At 70.3% G+C, this 20,708-nt stretch carries 17 protein-coding genes; 10 read left to right on the top strand and 7 right to left on the bottom strand.

The annotated features are described in order from the left end of the window. Positions 1 to 44 precede the first annotated feature (44 nt). From O2L52_RS15625 to O2L52_RS15610, 4 genes are all read right to left on the bottom strand, one after another. On the bottom strand, positions 45 to 2,312 hold the full coding sequence (locus O2L52_RS15625; protein WP_270116626.1) for a heavy metal translocating P-type ATPase: 2,268 nt from the start codon (positions 2,310 to 2,312) through the stop codon (positions 45 to 47). 27 nt (positions 2,313 to 2,339) lie between these two features. Continuing rightward, complete coding sequence (locus tag O2L52_RS15620) at positions 2,340 to 3,311, bottom strand: heavy-metal-associated domain-containing protein (protein ID WP_270116625.1); 972 nt, start codon at positions 3,309 to 3,311, stop codon at positions 2,340 to 2,342. A 258-nt stretch (positions 3,312 to 3,569) separates the two neighbouring features. Further along, a complete protein-coding gene (locus O2L52_RS15615; RefSeq protein ID WP_270116624.1) occupies positions 3,570 to 3,944 on the bottom strand; it encodes a hypothetical protein in 375 nt (124 codons plus the stop codon). Further along, positions 3,941 to 5,122 carry a hypothetical protein gene (locus O2L52_RS15610; protein ID WP_270116622.1) on the bottom strand — a complete coding sequence of 394 codons (1,182 nt, stop codon included), beginning with the start codon at positions 5,120 to 5,122 and terminating at the stop codon, positions 3,941 to 3,943. The genes O2L52_RS15615 and O2L52_RS15610 overlap by 4 nt, the downstream gene beginning before the upstream one ends. Positions 5,123 to 5,938: 816 nt before the next feature. Here O2L52_RS15610 and O2L52_RS15605 point away from each other — a divergent pair. From O2L52_RS15605 to O2L52_RS15590, 4 genes are all read left to right on the top strand, one after another. Beyond that, the gene (locus O2L52_RS15605; protein WP_270116621.1) at positions 5,939 to 7,693 is read left to right on the top strand and encodes an ABC transporter ATP-binding protein; all 1,755 of its coding nucleotides are present in this window, start codon (positions 5,939 to 5,941) and stop codon (positions 7,691 to 7,693) included. Between the two features lie 327 nt (positions 7,694 to 8,020). Further along, a complete protein-coding gene (locus tag O2L52_RS15600; RefSeq protein WP_270116620.1) occupies positions 8,021 to 8,863 on the top strand; it encodes a hypothetical protein in 843 nt (280 codons plus the stop codon). Between the two features lie 7 nt (positions 8,864 to 8,870). Further along, on the top strand, positions 8,871 to 9,692 hold the full coding sequence (locus tag O2L52_RS15595; RefSeq protein WP_270116619.1) for a hypothetical protein: 822 nt from the start codon (positions 8,871 to 8,873) through the stop codon (positions 9,690 to 9,692). Between the two features lie 271 nt (positions 9,693 to 9,963). Further along, the gene (locus tag O2L52_RS15590; RefSeq protein ID WP_270116618.1) at positions 9,964 to 11,457 is read left to right on the top strand and encodes a glycoside hydrolase family 43 protein; all 1,494 of its coding nucleotides are present in this window, start codon (positions 9,964 to 9,966) and stop codon (positions 11,455 to 11,457) included. Positions 11,458 to 11,465: 8 nt separating this feature from the next. Here O2L52_RS15590 and O2L52_RS15585 read toward each other — a convergent pair whose 3' ends face one another. From O2L52_RS15585 to O2L52_RS15575, 3 genes are all read right to left on the bottom strand, one after another. After that, the gene (locus O2L52_RS15585; RefSeq protein WP_270116617.1) at positions 11,466 to 11,912 is read right to left on the bottom strand and encodes a universal stress protein; all 447 of its coding nucleotides are present in this window, start codon (positions 11,910 to 11,912) and stop codon (positions 11,466 to 11,468) included. A gap of 116 nt (positions 11,913 to 12,028) precedes the next feature. Next, positions 12,029 to 12,445, bottom strand: coding sequence for a VOC family protein (locus tag O2L52_RS15580; RefSeq protein ID WP_270116615.1), 417 nt, complete (start codon positions 12,443 to 12,445; stop codon positions 12,029 to 12,031). A 67-nt stretch (positions 12,446 to 12,512) separates the two neighbouring features. Further along, complete coding sequence (locus tag O2L52_RS15575; protein WP_373897003.1) at positions 12,513 to 12,929, bottom strand: helix-turn-helix domain-containing protein; 417 nt, start codon at positions 12,927 to 12,929, stop codon at positions 12,513 to 12,515. Positions 12,930 to 13,074: 145 nt separating this feature from the next. Between O2L52_RS15575 and O2L52_RS15570 the strand changes: the two genes are divergently transcribed. From O2L52_RS15570 to O2L52_RS15545, 6 genes are all read left to right on the top strand, one after another. After that, a complete protein-coding gene (locus O2L52_RS15570) occupies positions 13,075 to 14,841 on the top strand; it encodes an MDR family MFS transporter (protein WP_270116612.1) in 1,767 nt (588 codons plus the stop codon). Then, a complete protein-coding gene (locus tag O2L52_RS15565) occupies positions 14,838 to 16,385 on the top strand; it encodes an ABC transporter substrate-binding protein (protein WP_270116611.1) in 1,548 nt (515 codons plus the stop codon). Before O2L52_RS15570 ends, O2L52_RS15565 begins: the two co-directional genes overlap by 4 nt. After that, positions 16,385 to 17,326, top strand: a complete 942-nt coding sequence (locus O2L52_RS15560) for an ABC transporter permease (protein ID WP_270116610.1) — start codon at positions 16,385 to 16,387, stop codon at positions 17,324 to 17,326. Before O2L52_RS15565 ends, O2L52_RS15560 begins: the two co-directional genes overlap by 1 nt. A 605-nt stretch (positions 17,327 to 17,931) precedes the next feature. After that, positions 17,932 to 18,777 carry an ABC transporter permease gene (locus O2L52_RS15555; RefSeq protein ID WP_270116607.1) on the top strand — a complete coding sequence of 282 codons (846 nt, stop codon included), beginning with the start codon at positions 17,932 to 17,934 and terminating at the stop codon, positions 18,775 to 18,777. Next, positions 18,774 to 20,237, top strand: a complete 1,464-nt coding sequence (locus O2L52_RS15550) for an ABC transporter ATP-binding protein (protein ID WP_270116606.1) — start codon at positions 18,774 to 18,776, stop codon at positions 20,235 to 20,237. The genes O2L52_RS15555 and O2L52_RS15550 overlap by 4 nt, the downstream gene beginning before the upstream one ends. 112 nt (positions 20,238 to 20,349) lie before the next feature. Beyond that, entirely contained in the window at positions 20,350 to 20,616 is a 267-nt protein-coding gene (locus O2L52_RS15545) for a hypothetical protein (protein ID WP_270116605.1), read from the top strand. The last annotated feature ends 92 nt before the right edge of the window (positions 20,617 to 20,708 follow it).

Genomic DNA, 20,708 nt, shown 5'->3' with positions numbered 1-20,708 from the left:
GATTGGGCCGACCGGAGCCGGACTGCGCGTCCTCCACGGCCGCATCAGCTCTCGCGCGCGCCGCTCTTGAACGACCGCAGCCTCAGGCTGTTGCCGACCACGAACACGCTCGAGAACGCCATCGCCGCACCCGCGAGCATCGGGTTCAGCAGCCCCAGCGCCGCAAGCGGAATCGCCGCCACGTTGTAGGCGAAGGCCCAGAACAGGTTGCCCTTGATCGTGCCGAGCGTCTTGCGCGACAACCGGATCGCGTCCGCCGCCGACCGCAGGTCGCCGCGCACCAGCGTCAGGTCCGCGGCCTCGATCGCCACGTCCGTCCCGGTGCCCATCGCCAGGCCGAGATCGGCCTTGGCGAGCGCCGCCGCGTCGTTCACGCCGTCGCCGACCATCGCCACGACCCGGCCCTCGGCCTGCAGCCGCGCCACCTGGTCGACCTTGTCCTGCGGCATGACCTCGGCGATCACCTCGTCGATGCCCACCTCGGCCGCGATCCGCTCCGCGACGGCCTTGTTGTCGCCGGTGAGCAGCACCGGCGTCAGGCCGAGCGCCTTGAACTGCTCGATCGCCTCGGCGCTGGTGGGCTTGACGGTGTCCGCGACGATGAGCACGCCGCGCGCCTCGCCGTCCCAACCGACCGCGACCGCGGTCTTGCCGTCGCGTTCGGCCTCGGCTTTCGCTTCGGCCAGTTCGGGACTGAGCTCCAGCGTCCAGTCCGCGAGCAGCGACTCGCGCCCGACCACGGCGAGGTGGCCGTCCACGATCCCCTGCACGCCTTTGCCTTCGATGTTCTTGAACTCCTCGACCTCCGGCAGTGCGCCTTCGGCGGCGGCGGCCTTCGCGATCGCCTGCGCCACAGGGTGCTCCGAGGCGTGCTCGAGCGCGCCCGCGAGCCGCAGCAGCTCGGCGCGGTCGGTGCCCGCCTCCGGGAGGGCCTCGGTGAGGGTCATCTTCCCTGTGGTCACGGTGCCGGTCTTGTCGAGCACGATCGTGTCGACGCGCCGCGTGGACTCCAGGACCTCCGGGCCCTTGATGAGCACGCCCATCTGGGCGCCGCGCCCGGTGCCGACCAGCAGCGCGGTAGGCGTCGCCAGGCCCAGCGCGCAGGGGCAGGCGATGATCAGGACCGCGACCGCGGCGGTGAACGCCGCCGCCGTCGGGTAGCCCGCGCCGAGCCAGAACCCGAGGGTCGCGACCGCGATCGCGATGACGATCGGCACGAAGATCCCCGAGACCTTGTCGGCCAGGCGCTGGACCTCGGCCTTCCCGGACTGGGCGTCCTCGACGAGCCGCGCCATCTGCGCGAGCTGGGTGTCGCCGCCGACCGCGGTGGCGCGCACGACGAGCCGTCCGCCCGCGTTGACCGTCGCGCCGGTGACCGCGTCGCCCGCGCCGACCTCGACGGGCACCGATTCGCCGGTGAGCATGGAGGCGTCCACGGCGGAGGTGCCGGAGGTGATCACGCCGTCGGTGGCGATCTTCTCCCCTGGGCGGACCACGAACTCGTCGCCGACGGCGAGGTCCTTGATCGGCACGCGGGTCTCCGCACCGCCGCGCAGGACCGCGACGTCCTTGGCGCCCATGTGGAGCAGCGCCCGCAGGGCCGCGCCGGCCTGCCGCTTGGAGCGCTTCTCGAAGTAGCGTCCGGCGAGCACGAACATGGTCACCCCGGCCGCGACCTCGAGGTAGATGTTGCCCGCGCCGTCGGTGGGCTCGACGGTGATCCTGAACGGGTGGGTCATGCCCGGGGTCCCGGCGGTGCCGAGGAACAGGGCGTACAGCGACCAGGCGAACGCGGCGAGGGTGCCGACCGAGACGAGCGTGTCCATGGTGGCGGCGCCGTGGCGAAGGTTCTGGAACGCGGCCTTGTGGAACGGCCAGGCCGACCACAGGATGACCGGCCAGGCGAGGGCCAGGGAGGCCCATTGCCAGTAGTCGAACTGGAGGGCCGGGATCATCGACATGGCGATGACCGGCAGGGTCAGGACGATTGCGCCGACGAGCCGCTGGCGCAGGGAGTCCAGCTCAGGGTCGGGTCGCTCGCCGTCTCCGTCCTCTTCGGACTTCTCGGGTTCGGGGGGCAGGGGGAGGGCCGCGGTGTAGCCGGTCTTCTCGACAACCGCGATGAGCTCGGCCGGGTCGATGCCCGCGGGGGCCTCGATGCGGGCCTTCTCCGTGGCGTAGTTGACGGTGGCGGTGACGCCCTCGACCTTGTTGAGCTTCTTCTCGATCCGCATGGCGCACGAGGCGCAGGTCATCCCGCCGATCTCGAGTTCGATGCGGTCGACCGGTCCGGGGGGCAGTGCAGTGGTCATGGTCGTCCCTCCTCTGTCGTTCGGGGCTTAGTGGCCGTGGTCGTCGGTGGGGTGTTCCGCGGATTCGGACGGCTCGTCGGTCGTTCCCTCGGTGGGGTCGGCCGCGCCGCCCGCGCTCTCGGCCGTGTCGACCACGAACGCCGCGCTGTGCACTTCACCCGCGACCTGGAAGTCGAAGTACAGGAAGTACCGGCCCGCGGTGGGCACCTCGGTCGCGAACCGCACGTCGGGACCGCTGAGGTCGCCCGCCTGCGGCGCTTCGCCCTCGGGGTGCACGTGGAGGTAGGCGAGGTCGCCTTCGCGAAGGGCCACAAGGTGGCCGAACGCGCCGAGGTAGGGCTCGAGTTCGGTGACAGGCTGCCCTTCGCGGGTCACCGAGGCGGTGACCTCGGCGGAAGCGCCCGCGCTGAGGTCGCCTTCGAGGGTGACGGTGAAGCCGTCGACCTCGGCGACCAGCGAGGGCTCGGTGGCGGTCTCGGGGCCGTAGTCGCCCGCGACCTCGACGGTGCGGGTCAGGGTGAGGCCCTCGCCGCCTTCGGGCACGAAGTCGGCGTAGACGCGGTAGGAGCCGGCCGCGTCCCAGGTCCAGGGCAGCGACCAGGTGCCGTTGGCGTCGAGTTCGGGGTGCACGTGGCGGAAGTGGGTGCCGTCGGAGCGGACCACGATGAGGTGGAGCTCCTTCTCGTGGGAGACGGTGTAGTCGGTGAGCGGCTCGCCGTTCGCGCCGGTGATCTGGAAGGCGAGTTCGCCCTCCTCGCCGATCCCGGCGGGGGCGCCGACCTCGGTGAGCAGGTAGCCGTCCTGCTCGATGGCGAGGCCGGGCAGGGAGGCGGCCGCGCCGCTGTCGCTGCCGCTTTCGTGCCCGCCGTCGTGGCCGGACTGGTCGTTCCAGTCGTCGGCGGCGTCGTCGGGCATGACGGCGGCGGCCGTGCCGAACGCGGCCGCGAACAGGACCGCGAGCCCGCCTCCGTAGAGGCCGAGGCGTGTTCCGGTGTTCATAAGACCCTCCCGATCCGATGATACCCCCTTAGGGTATCCGCATGACTTGATTTATACCCCCAAGGGGTATGCAAGTCAAGTCAGAGATCGAGACGTGACGCGTGAGACACGACATCCGGTCGCAAACGCACCCGGCAGAGCGCCGCCGCCGGGCCCGTGCCCGGCGGCGGCGAGGTTGCACTGCCGCCCACGCTCGAAGGCCTAAGGAGTTCCTGGACTCGTCGGCGGGAACGAATGGCGAGAGAACCTGGACGGGCGCTAGCCGTCGCAATCGCGGACGCAGTCGCGCCATGCGCGCAGGGCCGCCTCCTCGATCTGGTCGGCGATGTCGCCGCTGAGGATCCACGGCCAGGCGTCGTGGTCGCAGATCCACAGGTCGGGCGCGTTGTCGACCAGGCCGGAGCAGTGACCGAGGAGGCTCGGACCCACGGCTGCGTCGGCGGTGATCCACAGGTGCGGATGGTCGCCGTGGACGCCGAACGCGAGGGTTCGGTCGTCGATGATCGCCGCGCCCACGATGGCGAGCGCCTCCAGTCGCGGCGGGTGCACCACTGTGGACTTCGAGGGAAGGGAGGCGAGGGCGCGCTGGTAGGCGCGGCGGACTTCCAAGGGCGCGTTTCGGTTTCGGCTCATCGGAAGTCGCCGCCCGGGTACGGGGTCGCGGTGGCCGCGACCAGGCGCGAGGTAGGTCCGATCGGGGCCGGGCGGCTGGTCGCGCCGATCGGGACGGCCGGGATCGTGCTCGGGAACGAGCGGGCGAGGGCGAGGTTGCGGGGCCGGTGGTTGCGGCGTCGTTGGATCGAGCCTCGGCGCGGGTTGGCGTAGGCGTCGGTGGCCGTGAAGTTCGCCCAGCTTCCCTTGGGCCAGGTGAGGTTGCGGAGGTTCTGGTCGCGGGCCGTCGCGTAGGTGTGGAGGAAGATGCGGCGCGTGTCGGCGCGGCGGCGGCTCTGGGCGCCGTTGCGCGGGACCATGACCGCACGCGGGCGGACCGGCGGGCGCGGCGGATCGGCGCGTCGTGCCGGGGTGACGGGTTGGACCTGCGGGCGGGCGGCGGTGCGCCATTCGATCGCGATCGGAGGGGCGGCCGGTTGTGCGTTGATCTGCGGCGATTCGATTGGCTGCGTTGTGATCTGCTGCGGTTCGTCCGGCTGCGCGGCGATCGGAAGCGGCTCGGTCGGCGCCGCCACGAGCGTGGCCTCACGGATCGGCTCGACCGCCGGGCGGGTCGGCACGGCGGCACGGCCGACGTACCGAGTCGCTTGGTGCGCTTCACGTGGTCGGCAGGCGGCGCGGGAGCGTCGGCAGCGCGACGGCGGTTCCGGAAACGGCACGACGCGCCAGTACAGGACCGCGACCACGATCTGCAGGTACCAGCGCAGGTAGACGAGGACGCGGTTCGGTTCCGGCGCTTCGAGATGAGCGCGGTGAAGCTCCTCGGAGTCGCGGAGGAAGTCGCGGTAGGCGGCCTCGCGCATCGGCGAGAAGTCGTGCGGCTCTGCGACCGGGTGCGAGTGAGACGCTGGGGAGTGGCCCGGCGACTCGAACCGGCTGCGCCCCGGCCCTTCGCCGCGACGCTTGATCGGTTCGGGCTCGCCGCGCCGTTCGACCGGTCGCGGCTCGCCGCCTCGCTCTGCGGGCGGCGGGTCCGGGAGCTCGCCTCGGCGGCGGCGGCCCCGGCGCGGGTCGGGCTGCCAGCCGGGCGTGCCGTACGGGCCCGGGTCGAGCGGGTCGTGCGGCTTCTCGCCGATGCGCCAGACGGCCGAATGGGTGTTTTCAGGTACGCCGGAATGGCGTATCGTCGTCCACGACACGAGAGTTCTCTCTTCGTTGTTAGGTCGCCCGGTGGTCTGAAAGTTGGTAGCTCGAGAGCCACCGGGCGACTGATGGAGATTCTGCACTATGGAGTTGTTCCGCTTCGTGCGGCCTCTGACGTAACCCATTCGGGTGACGCCGTAAACCCTTGTCGCACTGGGCAGATCACCATTTGCGGTTACTGCATGATGAGCGAAGTCTGCGCGCATTGTCAACATCAACGGCGAGAAGCGACCCCTTATTTTTCCGCTCCCATTGCCGTGCAAGGCGATCCGAAATGTGACCGCCAACGCCCTTACCGCGAGTAAGGGCCCGTGTCGATGCCATCGGCTGCCAGCCGTCTTCCGGTCCGGTCCTGCGCCTCTCGCGGCGAAGGGTGCCCCGGATGATGCGCTGCTCTTCGCTGGCGGTCTGGCGGTCTGGCGGTCTGGCGGTCTGGCGGTCTGGCGGCCTGGCGGCCTGGCGGCCTGGCGGCCTGGCGGCCTGGCGGCCTGGCGGCCTCAGGCCGTACGGGCGGCCCCGGGTACCCTCCCGATCCCACCTTCACCACTACCAGTGAAAAGGACACCCTCCCATACGGGTCCGACAAAAGCCTCTGACCTGCGAAAACATCGGCTGACTGCCGCTGCGGGCGGCGGGCTGTGACTTGCGCGTAAAGCGGAGGCGGTTCGCGGCTGCCGGGGTTATGGTCGGGGGCGGTGACTTCGCGTGTTCGGCGCATCGCGCGGCACCGTTCGGCACCGGGACCCCATCCCATCCGAGTTCCGTTGCCGCCCAACCTGAACCCTCCAATCGAACACGGGGCCATTGCTGCAATGGAATCCATCACCCTCGACGGGAAACGTCCACTCGCCTCGGTCGCACGAGCGCTCCGACCCCGGAGGGCGCAGCTCGCCCTCGCCGCGGGCGTCTTCGCGGTCAAAGACAGTCCGACCTGGCTCATGCCGGTCATCACCGGCGCCGCCGTCGACGCGGTCGTGCGCGGCGGCCCCCTCTCGACCCTCGGCTGGCTCGCCATCGGCGCCGCCGTCCTCGTCATCCAGAACGCCTTCACCCACGTGTGGTTCACCCGCCTCTACATGGGCGCGGTCCGCTCGCTCGGCGCCGGCTTCCGCAACGCGCTCGCGGCGCGGCTCCAACTGCTGTCCATCGGGTTCCACTCCCGGTCGAACGCCTCGATCATCCAGAGCAAGGTCGTGCGCGACGTCGAGAACGTGGAGATGATGTTCGCCCAGTCGGGCGGGCCGTTCCTCTCGGCCGTGTTCGTGTTCGCGGGCGCGATCACCATGACCGCGCTGACCGTGCCGCAGTTCCTGCCGGTGTTCGCGCTCTCGATCCCGTGCGGCTTCGGCGTCTGGTGGTTCACGCGCCGTCGCTCGCGCGAACGCAACGAGGAGTTCCGGCGCGAGATGGAGGTCTTCTCCGCGCGGGTCGGCGAGATGGCCGCGCTCATGCCGATCACGCGCGCGCACGGGCTCGAGCACGTCGCGACCGGGCGCGTCGCGGAGGTCGCCGAGGAGGTGCGCCACCGCGGGCTGCGGCTCGACGTCGTCAACGGCCGGTTCGGCGCCGCCAGCTGGGTCACCATGCAGCTCTTGTCGGTTGGATGCCTGCTGCTGGCCGCCACGGTGGCCGTCATGGAGTGGGCGCCGATCTCGGCCGGGCAGGTCGTGGTGCTCGGCACCTACTTCTCGATGCTCACCGGCTCCGTCGGTTCCGTGCTCAACCTGGTCCCGGTGACCGCGCGCGGCACCGAGTCGGCGCGGTCGATCGCCGAGGTGCTCGAGGACCCCGACGTCGAGTACAACGAGGGAAAGCCCACTGTGGATAGTGTCGAAGGGCGCATCGAGCTCCGCGAGGTCACCGTGCGGTACCCGGACGGGGGAGCGCCCGCGCTGGACGCGGTGGACCTCGACATCGAGGCGGGGAAGACCGTTGCGCTCGTCGGCCCTTCGGGTTCGGGCAAGTCGACGCTGATGAACACCGTCCTCGGCCTGATCCGGCCCGCGGGCGGGAAGGTGCTGCTCGACGGCGCCGACATGGAGGACCTCGACATGCGGTCGGTGCGCCGGCACGTGTCGGTGGTGCCGCAGGACTCGGTGCTGTTCGAGGGGTCGGTGCGGGACAACATCACGTACGGCCTCGGGCCGATCGACGACGAGGCGGTGCGGCGCGCGCTGCGCGACGCGAACGCGCTGGAATTCGTTGAGGGCCTTACCGACGGGTGGAACACGGTCGTCGGCGAGCGGGGCGCGCGGCTTTCGGGCGGGCAGCGCCAGCGGCTCTCGATCGCGCGGGCGCTGATCCGCGACCCGCGGATCCTGTTCCTCGACGAGGCGACGAGCGCGCTGGACTCGGAGTCGGAGCGGCACATCCAGGGAGCGCTCGAGACGCTGATGCGCGGGCGGACCACGCTGGTGGTCGCGCACCGGCTGAGCACGATCCGCAGCGCGGACGTGATCGTGGTGATGGAGCACGGGCGGATCATCGAGCAGGGCACGCACGATGAGCTGCTCGAACGCTCGGGCCGGTACGCGCGGACCTGGGGTGTGCAGCACGCGGCGGCTTGAGCCGGGGGTTTGTGGGAGTCGTGCCGGGCGGGTGCCCGGCGGGCGGGTATACGGGAGGCCCCGGGTACCCGCCCAGTCCCACCTTCACCACTACCAGTGAAAAGGACACCCTCGACGCCCGCGGCCCGCTGGCCTCCGAGGGTCCAAAAATCAGGGTCCGACCGAAGTCGGTTCTGGTCCACCTAATCGGGGGTCTTTCGCGGCCCGACCCATCCGCCCGCAGGTCCATCGAACAGTTGATCATATAAGGAACACATGAGCGAGTAAATCTTGAGAACTTGAGATAGAGCGCAAATCTGCTACGATCCTCGGATGGATGAGGGTCTAGTGCAACTCACGCTGACTGGTCGAGTGTCATTCAGCGAAGAGATCACCATTTCGCAAGCTGCTCGAATCATCGCCTTTGTGGATGAGGGTACTGATGGTTCATTCGCCGCACCCTCTCGGCAGCAGCTAGAAGAGCCTGCAGTGCCGGCTGGCAAGGAACCTTCGCTACGGGCCACGTCGTTGAGGGACGCCATCGAACTAAGCGGTGCTAAGACCAACGCCGAGAAGATTGTCGCGTTCGCTGCGTATGTGCTTCAGGACGGGTCTCAGGATACGTTCACGGCAGACATGATCAAGCCCCTCTTCCGTCAGGCTCGAGAGCAGCAGCCGACGGGCTTTGCGCGTGATCTTGACAAGGCTATCTTGGCAGGCTGGATTGGAACGGGCTCTGTAAAAGGAGAGCTCTACCTGACGGCAAAGGCAGAAGGCGTCATAGAGCATGGATTTGGAGTTATCCGACCGAAACGGGGCCAAGCGCCTAAGACTCGCGCGAATGGCAAGAAATCGCGTGCGATAACTAAGCCGGAGACTTTCGCTGGTATCGAAGAAATCCCGCACGAAATTGCAGGGATTCCGGCTTTTCATAGTATTAGGCTTAAGCGTGACAAAATGCTGTGGGCCTTGAGGATGGCAAGTGAAGTTGGTGTTCGCGGACTATCTAACGCCGATGTGATGTGGCTAACCGATCATCTTGGCGATTGTATCCACACGAGAGATATAAACGGACACTTTCAGGGCCTGCGGAAGGTCGGCTATGTCAATCGTTCTGCATCCGATAACACCATTCGGATAACTCCTGCGGGTACGGAATACCTCGGATCCCTCGGTCAATCTGGCAAGTGAGGCATGAGTGAACGAAGATGAGCTTGTTGCTGCGCTGAGTGTGGCTATCGACCCAACGCTTGCAAAGCAGCTTATTGGCGAAGCAACGCAACTGGAAGAAGCCTTTGCGCTGCGAAAGTGGAAGTACAGCGAGCTTGACGGGGGCCGGTTCGCTGAGGTCGCTGCCAGGATTCTCTATAGCGTTGATTCAGGCAATCTCAACCTCACCAAGGGCGTAGATCAGTGTTTGGGCTACCTTGAGAATGACCAAGTGTCACATGCTTTTCCAGAGCGTCAGGCTGCCAACCATATGGCTCGGGTGCTTCGTGCGATCTACAAGCTGCGGAGTCAGCGGGGCGCAGTACACGTGTCACCCACATATGAAGCAAACGAGATTGATTCGAGGCTTATCGTCGAGTCAGCACGCTGGGTTCTGGCGGACCTTCTTCGCTTGTTTGTTACGACCGATCGAGCCGTTGCGGTCGAGGTGATCAAGGAACTATCGCGCTTTCCCCAACCGCTCATCAGGAACTATGGTGGACTGCCTCTGCTCCAATCGGTGAGCTTCACGACAGAGGAAGAAGTCCTTGTCCATCTTCTCCATGCTCGGGATGGATTGTCTATCAAAGATCTGATAAGCGCTATTCCAAAGGCCGCGTCCGGAGTTCGCCAGGCGGTAATCCAGCTTTCAGGTGCCAAGGTTCGGCAGATCACCAAAGTGAAATTTGTTTGGCAAATCACCGATCTCGGAATCACGCGTATTGAGACACGGATCTTGCAAGAACACGACTTAGACCGGGAACCTCTGATGAGCAACCATCTGACGCGGATACTCATCCTGGGAGTTTGAGGCGTTACCTTGAGAGACATATAGTGTCAACATTTCGTCGACCGTTCATACGGGTCCGACAAAATCCGTTCTTGAACAAGACGCGAGCGATGCTCGTCACCGGACCTCGGTCTCTCGAACCTGGAACCGGTCGTCTTCGGTCCTCGCCCTGGTTTGCGGCGCAGCCATTCTCGCCGAACCGCGACCATTCTCGCCAGGACGCGTGCGGGCTGTTGACAAAGTTTGGCGACACAACTTAATCTGGTGCTTCCGCGCTGATCGAGGGAGCACTGTGAACCAGCCTGCCGTTTCCGGGGCCGAGCACCCGGTCGTTCCGGGGTTCCACCCCGACCCGACGATCTGCCGCGTCGGCGAGGACTACTACCTCGCCCACTCGAGCTTCGAGTACTTCCCCGGCGCCCCGATCTTCCACAGCCGCGACCTCCTGCACTGGAAGCAGATCGGCAACATCCTCGACCGCCGCGGCCAGTTCCTGCGCGGCGACGGCCGCCCCTCCGGCGGCATCTACGGCTCCACCCTCCGCCACCACGAGGGCCGCTTCTACTTCGTGACCACCAACGTCGGCGACGCCGACTCCGGGCAGACCATCGTCACCGCCGAAGACCCCGCCGGCCCCTGGAGCGACCCGATCTTCATCCCCCAGGCCGTCGGTATCGACCCCGACATCTGCTGGGACGACGAGGGCGAACTCCTCCTCACCTGGACCGGCCGCGTCGCCGGCACCGACCTCCACGGGATGCTCCAAGGCCGCGTCGACCTCAAGACCGGCGAGTTCATCGGCGACCCCTACCGCGTCTGGCAGGGCACCGGCGGCCTCGACTTCCCCGAGGCCCCGCACCTCTACAAGCACGGCGACCACTGGTACCTGCTCCTCGCCGAGGGCGGCACCGAACGCGGCCACGCCGTCACGGTCGCCCGCGCCGACCGCCCCGAAGGCCCCTACGAGTCCTGCCCGGCCAACCCGGTCTTCAGCCACCGCTCCCGGCCCGGGCTGCCGGTCCAGAACACCGGGCACGCCGACCTCGTCCAGACCGCTTCCGGCGAATGGGCCGCCGTCTACCTCGCCGTGCGCCCCGCCGGGTTCACCCCGAGCTACCACGTCCTCGGCCGCGAGACCTTCCTCGCCGGGGTGGACTGGGTCGACGGCTGGCCGGTGTTCGACGAGCACCGGTACGAGTTCACGCCCGAAGACACCGCCTTCGAAGACGACTTCACCGCGGACGCCCTGCACCTGCGCTGGGTCTCGCCCGCGAGCGAACCGGACGCGATCGCCGCAGCGGATCCCGAAGGGGGCCTGCGGCTCCGCGCCCCGGGCGACGGCTCCCCCGGGCTGCTGTGCACGCGCGTCGAGGACCTGCGCTGGGTGGCCGAGGCCGAGTTCACGGGCTCGGGCCGCTTCGAGGTCCGCATCGACGACCGGCACCGCTACGGCCTCGTGTTCGAGGACGGCGCGGTGCGCGCGGAGGCGAGGATCGGCGGCGTCAGCGCCGAACTGGGCGCGGCCCCGGTGTCCGGGGACGCGGTGGTGCTGCGGATCGCCGCGGTGGACTGCGAGCCCGAGACCCTGACGGCCCTCGGCCCCGACGACATCGTGCTCGCCCTGGTCAGTGGCGGCGACGTCACGGAGCTGGCGCGGCTCGACGGCCGCTACCTCTCGACCGAGGTCGCGGCCGGCTTCACCGGCCGGGTCCTCGGCGTCGGAGCCGCGGGCGACGCCTCGCGGCTGCGCAGGTTCGCTTACACCTCAACCAAACCGGTGGAGTAGGACCGGCCTCAGTCCGCGTCGCGGATGACCACGACCGGGCAGGGGGCGTGGTTGACGCAGTAGTGGCTGACCGAGCCGATCATGGCCCCGACGAATCCGCCGTGCCCGCGGCTGCCCACCACGAGCAGGTCGGCGCCCTCGGCCATGTCGATCAGCGACTTGGCAGGGTGGCCGCCCACGGTGTGGTGCTCGACCTCGACGTCCGTCTTCCCGTCCAGGGCGTGGTTGACCGCCGCCTCGAGCGACTGCCTGGCGGAGTTGTCGAACTCCTCGCCGCCGGGCAGGACCATCATGCCGCTGCCGTACATCGTCGGCACTTCCCAGGCCTGCACGGCCTCGACCTTCGCGCCGGTGCGCCGCGCCTGCCGGACGGCCCATTCCAGGGCCCTGATCGAGGGCCCGGAGCCGTCGACGCCGACGACGATGCGCTCCTGCCGCTCCTCTGTGCCGTCCATGTTCCCTCCAAGTGCCGCTTCGAGCTTCCGGAGTACCCGCCGCACGGCGGCCCAACCCCCGCAGGCACGCGAAACGCCCGGGTAGCGGCCCGGGCGTCTCCCTGCGTCCAGTCCGATCAGGCCTCGGAGGCGGCCGGCTGGGTGATCCTGATGTGGTTGCCGAAGGGGTCGCGCAGGGCGCAGTCGATGCCGTACGGCTGCTCGACCGGCTCTTCGGTGAACTCGACGCCGAGGTCGGTGAGCCGCTTGTAGGTGCCGCGGCAGTCGTCGGTGGTGAGGACGGTGGCGCCGAGCGCGCCCTTGGTGAGCAGGTCGCGGACCGCCGCGGCGGTCTCGTCGCTCTGCGAGGGCGGGCCGGGCACCTCGAGGTGGATGCGGTGCTCGGGGTCGCCGGGCACGGAGACGGTGAGCCAGCGCATGAACCCCAGGTCGGCGTCCTCGACGATCTCGAAGCCGAGCTTGCCCACGTAGAAGTCGATCGCCTCTTCCTGGTCGAGGACGAACACGGTGTGGATGCTGATGCTTTTGAACATGTCCCCAGCCTATGGGCGCCGGGGCCGCGGAGGCTTATCCAAAAATGCTCGGAAGACGACCGCGTGCTCAGCCGTAGCTGCTCGGCCTGGTCCAGCTCTTGACGAAGCAGACGGGGGCGTTGAGCGGGGCCGCTTGCGCGCGGTACTGCGTGGGGGAGCGGCCGATGAGGGCGCTGAACGTGCGGGAGAAGGTGCCGAGGCTGTCGAAGCCGACGTTGAGGGCGATCTCGGTGACGGTGGCATCGGAGTCGCGGAGCATGGCGCAGGCGCGTTCGATCCGGCGGCGCTGGAGGTAGCGGTGCGGGGTCTCGCCGAAGGCGGCGCGGAACTGGCGGCTGAAGTGGGCGGGGGACATGAGGGCGACGCGGGCGAGGGCGGGCACGTCGAGGGGTTCGGCGAAGCTGCGGTCCATGGCGTCGCGGGCGCGCAGGAGCCGGCGGTTCTGGTCTTCGCCTGGGGTCTTCACGGCATCCTCCGAGGTCATGTGCGCGTATGCCGATGATCGCATGGGCGGAGACAGGTCACATCCGGGAGTTTGACCCGTACTAATGAAAACGAGTTCCGTTATCTTTGTCGAATCCGACCGCCCCCGGCGCTTCCCCGCGTCGCCCCTGCCCTGGTGAGGTCCCTTGCGCACCATACGGTCCTTCACGGACCAGCCGCTCCCCGTGCGGCTGCTCCTGGTGAACCAGCTCGGCGTCAACCTCGGCTTCTACATGGTCATCCCCTACCTCGCGGTGCACCTCGAGGCCTCCGCGGGGATGTCGCTCGCCGCGATCGGCATCGTCCTCGGGGTCCGCAACCTGGCCCAGCAGGGCCTGTTCCTGATCGGCGGCACGGCCTCGGACCGGCTCGGGCCGCGCGGGGTCATCATCGCCGGGTGCCTGCTCCGCGCAGTCGGGTTCGGGCTGTTCGCGCTGACGCCTTCGTTCGGGGTGCTCATCGCCGCGTCAGTGGTCAGCGGCGTCGCGGGGGCACTGTTCAACCCGGCGGTGCGCGCGTACGTCGCCGAGGCGGCGGGTGAGCGGCGGGCGGAGGCGTTCGCGCTGTTCAACCTGTTCGCCAACACCGGGATGTGCCTCGGGCCGGTGGTCGGCAGCGCGCTCGTGATCGTCGACTTCCGGTTGGGCGCCTTGGTCTCGGCGCTGGTGTTCCTGGCGCTGGCGGTCGCGCAGATGCTGGCCCTGCCGCGGCACCGGGCGCCGAAGGCCGCGACGACAGTGCTCGGCGGATGGCGGGAGGCATTCGCGGACAAGGGCTTCCTGGCGTTCACGCTCGCCACCGCTGCGCTGTTCGCACTCCAGAACCAGCTGTACCTGCTGCTGCCGAAAGCCGCGGTGGACGCGACGGGCACCGCTTGGGCGACCGCTGCGGTCTTCGGCGCGTCGACGGTGGTGACGCTCGGGCTGCAGGTGCGCAGCACCGCCTGGTGCCAGCGGCATCTGAGCCGGGAGGCGGCGATCGCCTTGGGCATGGCCCTGATCGGCGCGGCGTTCCTGCCGCCGATCCTCCTGCCCGCCGGCGCCCCCGGCCTGCATTTCGCCGCCGTGCTCGTGGCCGCGCTGCTGCTGTCGCTCGGGGTGATGATCGCGCAGCCGTTCGTCATGGAACTCATCCCCGGCTATGCGCCGCAAGGGCTCACGGGCACGTACTTTGGCGTCTACTACCTCCTCTCCGGCGTGGTGGCCGCGATCGGCACCAGCGCCGTCGGCCTCGTCGCCGACCTCGCTGGCGACGGCGCGGCCTGGATGTCGTGGCTGTGCTGCGCGCTCCTGGGGCTCGCCTCGGCCGCAGCCGTCGCCGGGCTGCGGGGGTCGCGCTCGCTCGCGGCCGCGCAGCAGCCGGTCGCGACCCCGGCCGATGCGTCTTCGACGCTTGCCTCCCAGGTCCCGTCGCCTGCCGCAGCGGGCCCCGAAAATGCGCCGTCCCTCGTAGCGAAGGTCCGCGCATCCGCAACGGCTGCACGGCGCAGCGCGTTGCCCGCTGCTGCCGCCCACCGAAACGCGCCGCCCATCGCACCCCAGGCCGGTGCGTTCATGACGGCCGCGCCGCATGGCACCTCACCTGCCCCAGCCGCTCCCCGCACTGAACTGCAGGCCGCGGCGCACAGTGCGGACTCAACAGCCGCACCGCATAGCGCGTCCCCCGCCGCAGCCGCTCCCGGGCCGTCACCGCAGACCTCGGCTCCGGGTCGCGGATCGTCCGAGACCTCTCCGCACGGCGATTCGCACGGCGTCGAGCCCTCCGCGGGCGATCCGAGCACCGCCGCCTCGCCTCAGCAGAACGTCGCCGCCTCCGCGATTCGCGCCGAACCCGGCGGCACCGTCTCCCACCTCTCCCCTCCGCGCAGTGCCGCGCGAACCTCTTGCACCGCAACCATGAAGGAACCGACATGACCCAGCAGCCGAACCGCCCCCACTTGAGCCGCCGCGTCGTCCTCAGCGCCGCCGGGCTCGCCGTCGCCGCTTCGGGCGCCGTGCTCGCCGCGTGCGGCTCTGAGCCCGCCGCGACCGGCCCGAAGACCGGCGGCACCCTCCGCGCGGCCTTCGCAGGCGGCGGTGCCGACGAGACCATCGACCCCCACCGCGTCAACCTCTTCGCCGACGCCGCACGCGCGAAAGCCGTGTACGACAAGCTCGCCGACCTCGGCGCCGACATGGCCGCCGTGCCGCGCCTCGCCGAATCCTGGACGCCCGACGCCGACCTCACCGTCTGGACCGTGTCCCTGCGCGAAGCGGCCTTCCACGACGGCAGCCCCGTCCGCGCGGCCGACGTGCTCTACAGCTACCGGCGCATCGCGAACCCTGAGGAGACCTTCCGCGCCAAGTCCGACCTGACCCCGATCGACCTCGATGCCAGCCGGGCCGTCGACGACCGGACCGTCGAGTTCGTGCTCAAGCACCACCTCGCCGAGTTCCCGAACTGCCTCGCCGCCTTCGGTGCCTACATCGTCCCCGAAGGGTCCGACACCTTCGACGCTCCCGTCGGCTCGGGCCCGTTCAAGTTCGTGTCCTTCACGCCCGGCAGCGAGTTCACCGTCGAACGCTTCGACGAGTACTGGGACGGCGCCCCGAAGCTCGACCGGCTCCAGATCGTCGTCGCCGACGAGGAGTCGGCGCGCATCAACGCGCTCCTGGGCGGCCAGGTCGAGTACGCCCACGACCTCTCGGCCACCACCGCCCGCGCCAACGAGGCGAACGACGCCGTCGCGCTCGTCGCCTCCCCCGGCTCGAACATGCTCGGCTTCGCCATGAAGACCGACCGCGCGCCCTTCGACGACCCCCGTGTGCGCCAAGCGATGTTCCTGCTCTGCGACCGCGACGAGCTCGTCGAGTCCGTCCTCTCCGGGCGCGGCCAGACCGGCAACGACCTGTACGGCCTCGGCTTCGAGCACTACGCGGCCCACATCCCCCAGCGCGAACGCGACCTCGCCACGGCCACTGCGCTGCTCGCCGAAGCCGGCGTCGAGACGATCACCCTCGACACGGCCGACGTCGGCTCCGGCTTCACCGAAGCCGCCCAGATCTTCGCCGAGCAGGTGCGCGAAGCCGGCGTCGACGTCGAGATCAACGAGCGCAACGCCGACACCTACTGGTCGGAGGTCCTCACCGAGGGCCAGATCGCCTCCTACCGCTCCGGCGCGATGCCCATCGCCTCCCACATCTCGCAGCGGCTCCTCACCGAATCCCCGACCAACGTCACCCAGTGGCACCACGCGGACTTCGACGAGCTGTACCTCCAGCTCCAGTCCACAGCGGACGAAGCAGCGCGCGACCAGCTTTATCAGGAGATCCAGCAGCGCCTCCACGACGAGGGCGGCTACCTCGTCTGGGGCTTCGCCGACTGGATCATCGGCACCCTCCCCGGCGTCCACGGCGTCGAGCAGGCCCCCGCGAACACCCTCGACTGGGCCCGCTTCGACAAGGTCTGGATGGACTAGTGCTCGCATACGCGGCCAAGCGGATCGGCCTCGGCGCGGTCCAGGTCCTCGCGGTCGCGGTGCTCGCGTTCGCACTCGTCGAGCTGCTCCCCGGCGACGCGGCCGTCGCCCTCGCCGGGGACCAGCCCGACCCCGCCAACATCGCCCGCATTCGCGAGCAGATGCACCTCGACGAACCCGCGCTCGCACGGCTCGCCGACTGGCTCGGCGGACTCCTCACCGGCGACTTCGGCGCGTCCATCGTGTCCGGACGGCCGGTCGCCGACCTGCTCGCCACCGCGCTCGAACCGACGCTCATCCTCGCCGCCGCGACGCTGATCCTCCTGCTGCCCTTGTCGATCGGGCTCGGCGTCGCCGCCGCCCGGCGGCAGGGCCGCTGGCCCGACCGGATCATCACCACGTTCACCGTGGGCCTGTACTCGGTGCCCGAGTTCGCGCTGGCGGTGCTGCTGGTGAGCGTCTTCGCGATCGGCCTCGCGTGGCTGCCGCCGACCGCGGTCGGCGTGCCGTCGCTGCTGGCCGAGCCCGCGGTCCTGGTGCTGCCCTTGCTGGTCCTGCTGGCGCGCCCGATCTGCTCGATCGCGCGGCTCGTGCGGGCCGGGATGATCGAGGCGCTCGACTCCGAGTACGTCGCCCATGCGCGCCGGGCCGGCGTCTCGGAGCGGCGGGTCGTGCTCGCGCACGCCCTGCCGAACGCGGTCACCCCCGCGACCGCGCAGATCGCCCGCACGGCCGACTGGCTGCTGGGCGGGGTGATCGTCGTCGAGAGCGTCTTCGTCATTCCCGGACTCGGCACGGCCCTCGTCGACGCCGTGAACGCTCGCGACCTCCCTGTGGTGCAGGGGATCGCGGTGGTCTTCGGCGCGACCACGGTCCTGGTGAACCTCGCGGCCGACCTCGTCGCGTTCCGCCTCGCTCCCCGCATGGAGGTCGCCCGATGAGCCCAGAATCCCCTGAACAGCGCCCGGCCACAAGCAAAACCCGCCGGCCCGATCCCGCGGCGCTCGAAGCCGAACCGCCCCTAAACGGGTCGCACGCACCGCAATCCCGAGCCCCTCAACCGAGCCCGACCGCGAGTGACGTCCGTCGGCCCGATCCCGCAGCGCCCGGGCCGCGCCCGACCGCGGACGGCACCCGGCGGTCCGATCCTGAAGCGCCCGAGGCTGACCCGCACTCGGGCGGTTCGCGTCCCTCGAAACTGCAAACTCTCGCAGCGGACGGCACCCGGCGGCCCGATCCTCAAGCGCCCGAGGCCGACCCTCACCCGGCCGGATCGCACCTACCGGAACCCCGAGCGCCCGAACCGCGCCCGACCGCGGTCGGTTCAGGTGGACCCGACTCCGAAGCCCTCAAACCGAATTCATCCGCAGGCGGCGCACAGCGCCTCGACTCGGAAGCCCTCAGCACGAACTCGCACGAAAGCAGCTCACGCCGCCTCGGCCCCGACGTCCTGTCGGACCCTCCTGGCACCCTTGAAACCGGGGGCACCAGCGTCGCGACACACCCGACCGCGGGGGCGACGACCGCTCCCGACCGTCGTACCCCCGTGGGACCCTTGCAATCGGGGGCGCTCGAATCCCGACACTCCCGACCCCCGGATCGCCGCAAATCCCTCTGGGAACGCATCGCGCTCACCGCGCTCCTCGCCGTGCCGCTCGGGATCGCCCTCGTCGGCCCGTTCCTGCCGGTCCCCGCGGGCGACCGGACCCAGCCGTTCGACCCGGCCGCGCCCTGGCCCGGCACCGACCACCTCGGCTCGAGCGTCCTCGACGGGCTCCTCGACGGCGGCTGGGGCATCGTCGTCACCGCCGCCGCGGCGACCGCCATCGCGTTCCTCGTCGGGCTCCCGATCGGCCTCGCCGCCGCCGCGACCCGCCACCGGTGGCTCGACGAAGTCCTCATGCGCCCCTTCGACCTCCTCCTCGCCCTGCCCTCGCTCCTCCTCATGCTGCTGCTCGCCTCGATCGCCCCGCCCACGGCCTGGATGCTCGTCCTCATCGTCGCGCTCGTGAACCTGCCCGACATCGCCCGGATCGTGCGCGCCGCCGCCCTCGAAGTCGCCCGCCGCCCTGCGGTCGAAGCCATGTGGCTGCAAGGCGAGAGCCGCGGGCGCATCCTGATCGGGTACATCGCCAGGTCGATCCTCCCCACCGTGGCCGCCGACGCCGGCGTGCGGCTCGTCGGCGCGTTCTACCTCGTGGCCGCCGCGAGCTTCCTCGGCGTCGGCGCGGGCCCGGAGGCCAGCGACTGGGCCGTGATGGTCGACGTCAACCGCGGCGGGATCTTCCTCTCCCCCTGGGGCGTCGTGCTCCCGGCCGCGCTGCTCGTCGCGCTCTCGGTCGGCCTCAACCTGCTGTTCGACCGGCTCCTGAACCGAAAGGCGACCGCATGAGCGTGCACGTCACGGGCCTCCGCGCCGAAGCCGCCGGGAGGACCCTCGTCGCGGACGTCGACTTCGCGCTCGACGCCGGGCGGGTCCTCGCCATCGTCGGCGCCTCCGGCTCGGGCAAGACCACGATCGGCTCGGCCCTGCTCGGCGCGGTCAAGCCCGGCGTCACCGCGACCGGCACCGTGGAGGTCGCGGGCGTCGACGTCCTCACCTGCGCCCCAGGCGAAGTGCCCGCCGCGTACCTACCGCAGCACCCGGCCGCGGTCCTCAACCCGGTCCGCCGCATCGGCGGCGTCCTCACCGAGATCGCCAACGCCCGCCGCCTTCAGCCGCGCCGCGCCGGGAGCGCACTCGCCCGCGCCGCCACCGCCGAACGCATCAGCGACGCGATGCGCCGCGTCGGCCTCGACGACCCCGCATTCCTGCGGCGCTTCCCGCACCAGCTCTCCGGCGGCCAGCAGCAGCGGCTCGTGCTCGCCCAGGCGTTCCTGTGCGAGGCGCGACTCCTCGTTGCCGACGAGCCGACCACCGGCCAGGACCTCGGCAACCGCGACCGGATCGCCGCCGAACTCCGGCTCGCCGCCGAGGGCGGCATGGCCGTAGTCCTCCTCAGCCACGACCTCGAACTCGTCGCGGCCGTCGCCGACGACCTGCTCGTCCTCGACGCCGGCCGCATCGCCGAACGCGGCCCCGCCGCGCAGGTCCTCGCCGAACCCCGGCACGACTACACGCGCCGCCTCCTCGCCGCCCTCCATCCTGAGCCCGCCCTGGCCGGTGATGCGCAGGCCCCGATCCGCATCGCCGGACGGGGCCTCGCGGTCCACGTCGGGAGCCGCCGCACCCGCCTCCTCGACGGCGTCGACTTCGAAGCGCGCCAAGGCGAATGCCTCGCCGTCCTCGGTGCCTCCGGCTCCGGCAAGACCACCCTCGCCCGCACGATCGCCGGACTCCAGCAGGCCGCCGCCGGGGCACTCGACCTCGACGGCGAGCCGCTGCCCGTGCGCGGACGCCGCCGCACCCGCGCCGAACGCGCCCGCGTCCAGTACGTCTTCCAAGACGCCCGCGCCTCCTTCGACGAGCACCGCAGCATCGCCGAGCAGGTGGCGCGCAGCGCCGTCCGCCTCCGCGGCCTCACCCCCGACCAGGCCCGTGCCGAAGCCGCGCGCGTCCTCGCCGACGTCGCCCTCGAACCCGAGACCGCCGCCCGGCGCCGCGACAAGCTCTCCGGCGGCCAGCTCCAGCGCGCCGCCCTCGCCCGCGCCCTCGCCGCCCGGCCGCAGGTCCTGGTCTGCGACGAGATCACCTCCGGCCTCGACGCGCTCACCCGCAACGGCGTCCTCGACCTCCTCGCGGACCTCAAGACCGAGCGCGGACTGACGATCCTGCTCATCACCCACGAACCGGCCGTCGCCGCCCGCCTCGCCGACCGCGTGCTCCGCATCGAGGCCGGCCGCGCGGCCTGAAGCTGTCGGAAAGCCGATCCAACGGTTCACGCGATCAGCCGCGGCGAGGCCCCGCCCGCCATACGCTCACCTGCGGCCGTGCCCGGCGGCCGACCGAAAGGGGAAGCGCAGCATGACACTCCACAGGATCACGCAGGGCCTCGCGGCACTCGCGCTCACCGCGGCCGCCGCACTCGCGTTCGCCGCGCCCGCGCACGCCGACGCCCTGGCCTGCACCGACCACCTCAAGGCGAACGGCGTCCGCATCGGCCCGATCGCCGCAGCGGCCTGCGCCGAAGGCGAGCACTGGGACGGCCACGTCAGATGCGTCGACCAGCTCACCGCGGCGAACGTGGGCCAGGGCCTCGCCGAGAACGCCTGCCACCGCGCCGCCCTGTGACCCGAGCGGCGGGGCCGCGGGGCCCCCCCCCCCCGGGGGGGGCGGCGCGGGCCCCCCCCCCCCCCCCCCGGGGGGGGGCGGCCCCCCGGGCC

Origin of the sequence: Glycomyces algeriensis (assembly GCF_027622855.1) — a bacterium.
GTDB lineage: Bacteria > Actinomycetota > Actinomycetes > Mycobacteriales > Micromonosporaceae > Glycomyces > Glycomyces algeriensis.
This window is presented reverse-complemented; position numbering and strand designations above follow the sequence as displayed.

What these genes read in the sequence shown, in the direction of transcription:
- O2L52_RS15620 (WP_270116625.1), bottom strand. Translation starts at nt 3,311, where the DNA reads ATGAACACCGGAACACGCCTCGGCCTCTACGGAGGCGGGCTCGCGGTC.
- O2L52_RS15580 (WP_270116615.1), bottom strand. Translation starts at nt 12,445, where the DNA reads ATGTTCAAAAGCATCAGCATCCACACCGTGTTCGTCCTCGACCAGGAA.
- O2L52_RS15625 (WP_270116626.1), bottom strand. Translation starts at nt 2,312, where the DNA reads ATGACCACTGCACTGCCCCCCGGACCGGTCGACCGCATCGAACTCGAG.
- O2L52_RS15605 (WP_270116621.1), top strand. Translation starts at nt 5,939, where the DNA reads ATGGAATCCATCACCCTCGACGGGAAACGTCCACTCGCCTCGGTCGCA.
- O2L52_RS15565 (WP_270116611.1), top strand. Translation starts at nt 14,838, where the DNA reads ATGACCCAGCAGCCGAACCGCCCCCACTTGAGCCGCCGCGTCGTCCTC.
- O2L52_RS15545 (WP_270116605.1), top strand. Translation starts at nt 20,350, where the DNA reads ATGACACTCCACAGGATCACGCAGGGCCTCGCGGCACTCGCGCTCACC.
- O2L52_RS15585 (WP_270116617.1), bottom strand. Translation starts at nt 11,912, where the DNA reads ATGGACGGCACAGAGGAGCGGCAGGAGCGCATCGTCGTCGGCGTCGAC.
- O2L52_RS15550 (WP_270116606.1), top strand. Translation starts at nt 18,774, where the DNA reads ATGAGCGTGCACGTCACGGGCCTCCGCGCCGAAGCCGCCGGGAGGACC.
- O2L52_RS15615 (WP_270116624.1), bottom strand. Translation starts at nt 3,944, where the DNA reads ATGAGCCGAAACCGAAACGCGCCCTTGGAAGTCCGCCGCGCCTACCAG.
- O2L52_RS15575 (WP_373897003.1), bottom strand. Translation starts at nt 12,929, where the DNA reads ATGACCTCGGAGGATGCCGTGAAGACCCCAGGCGAAGACCAGAACCGC.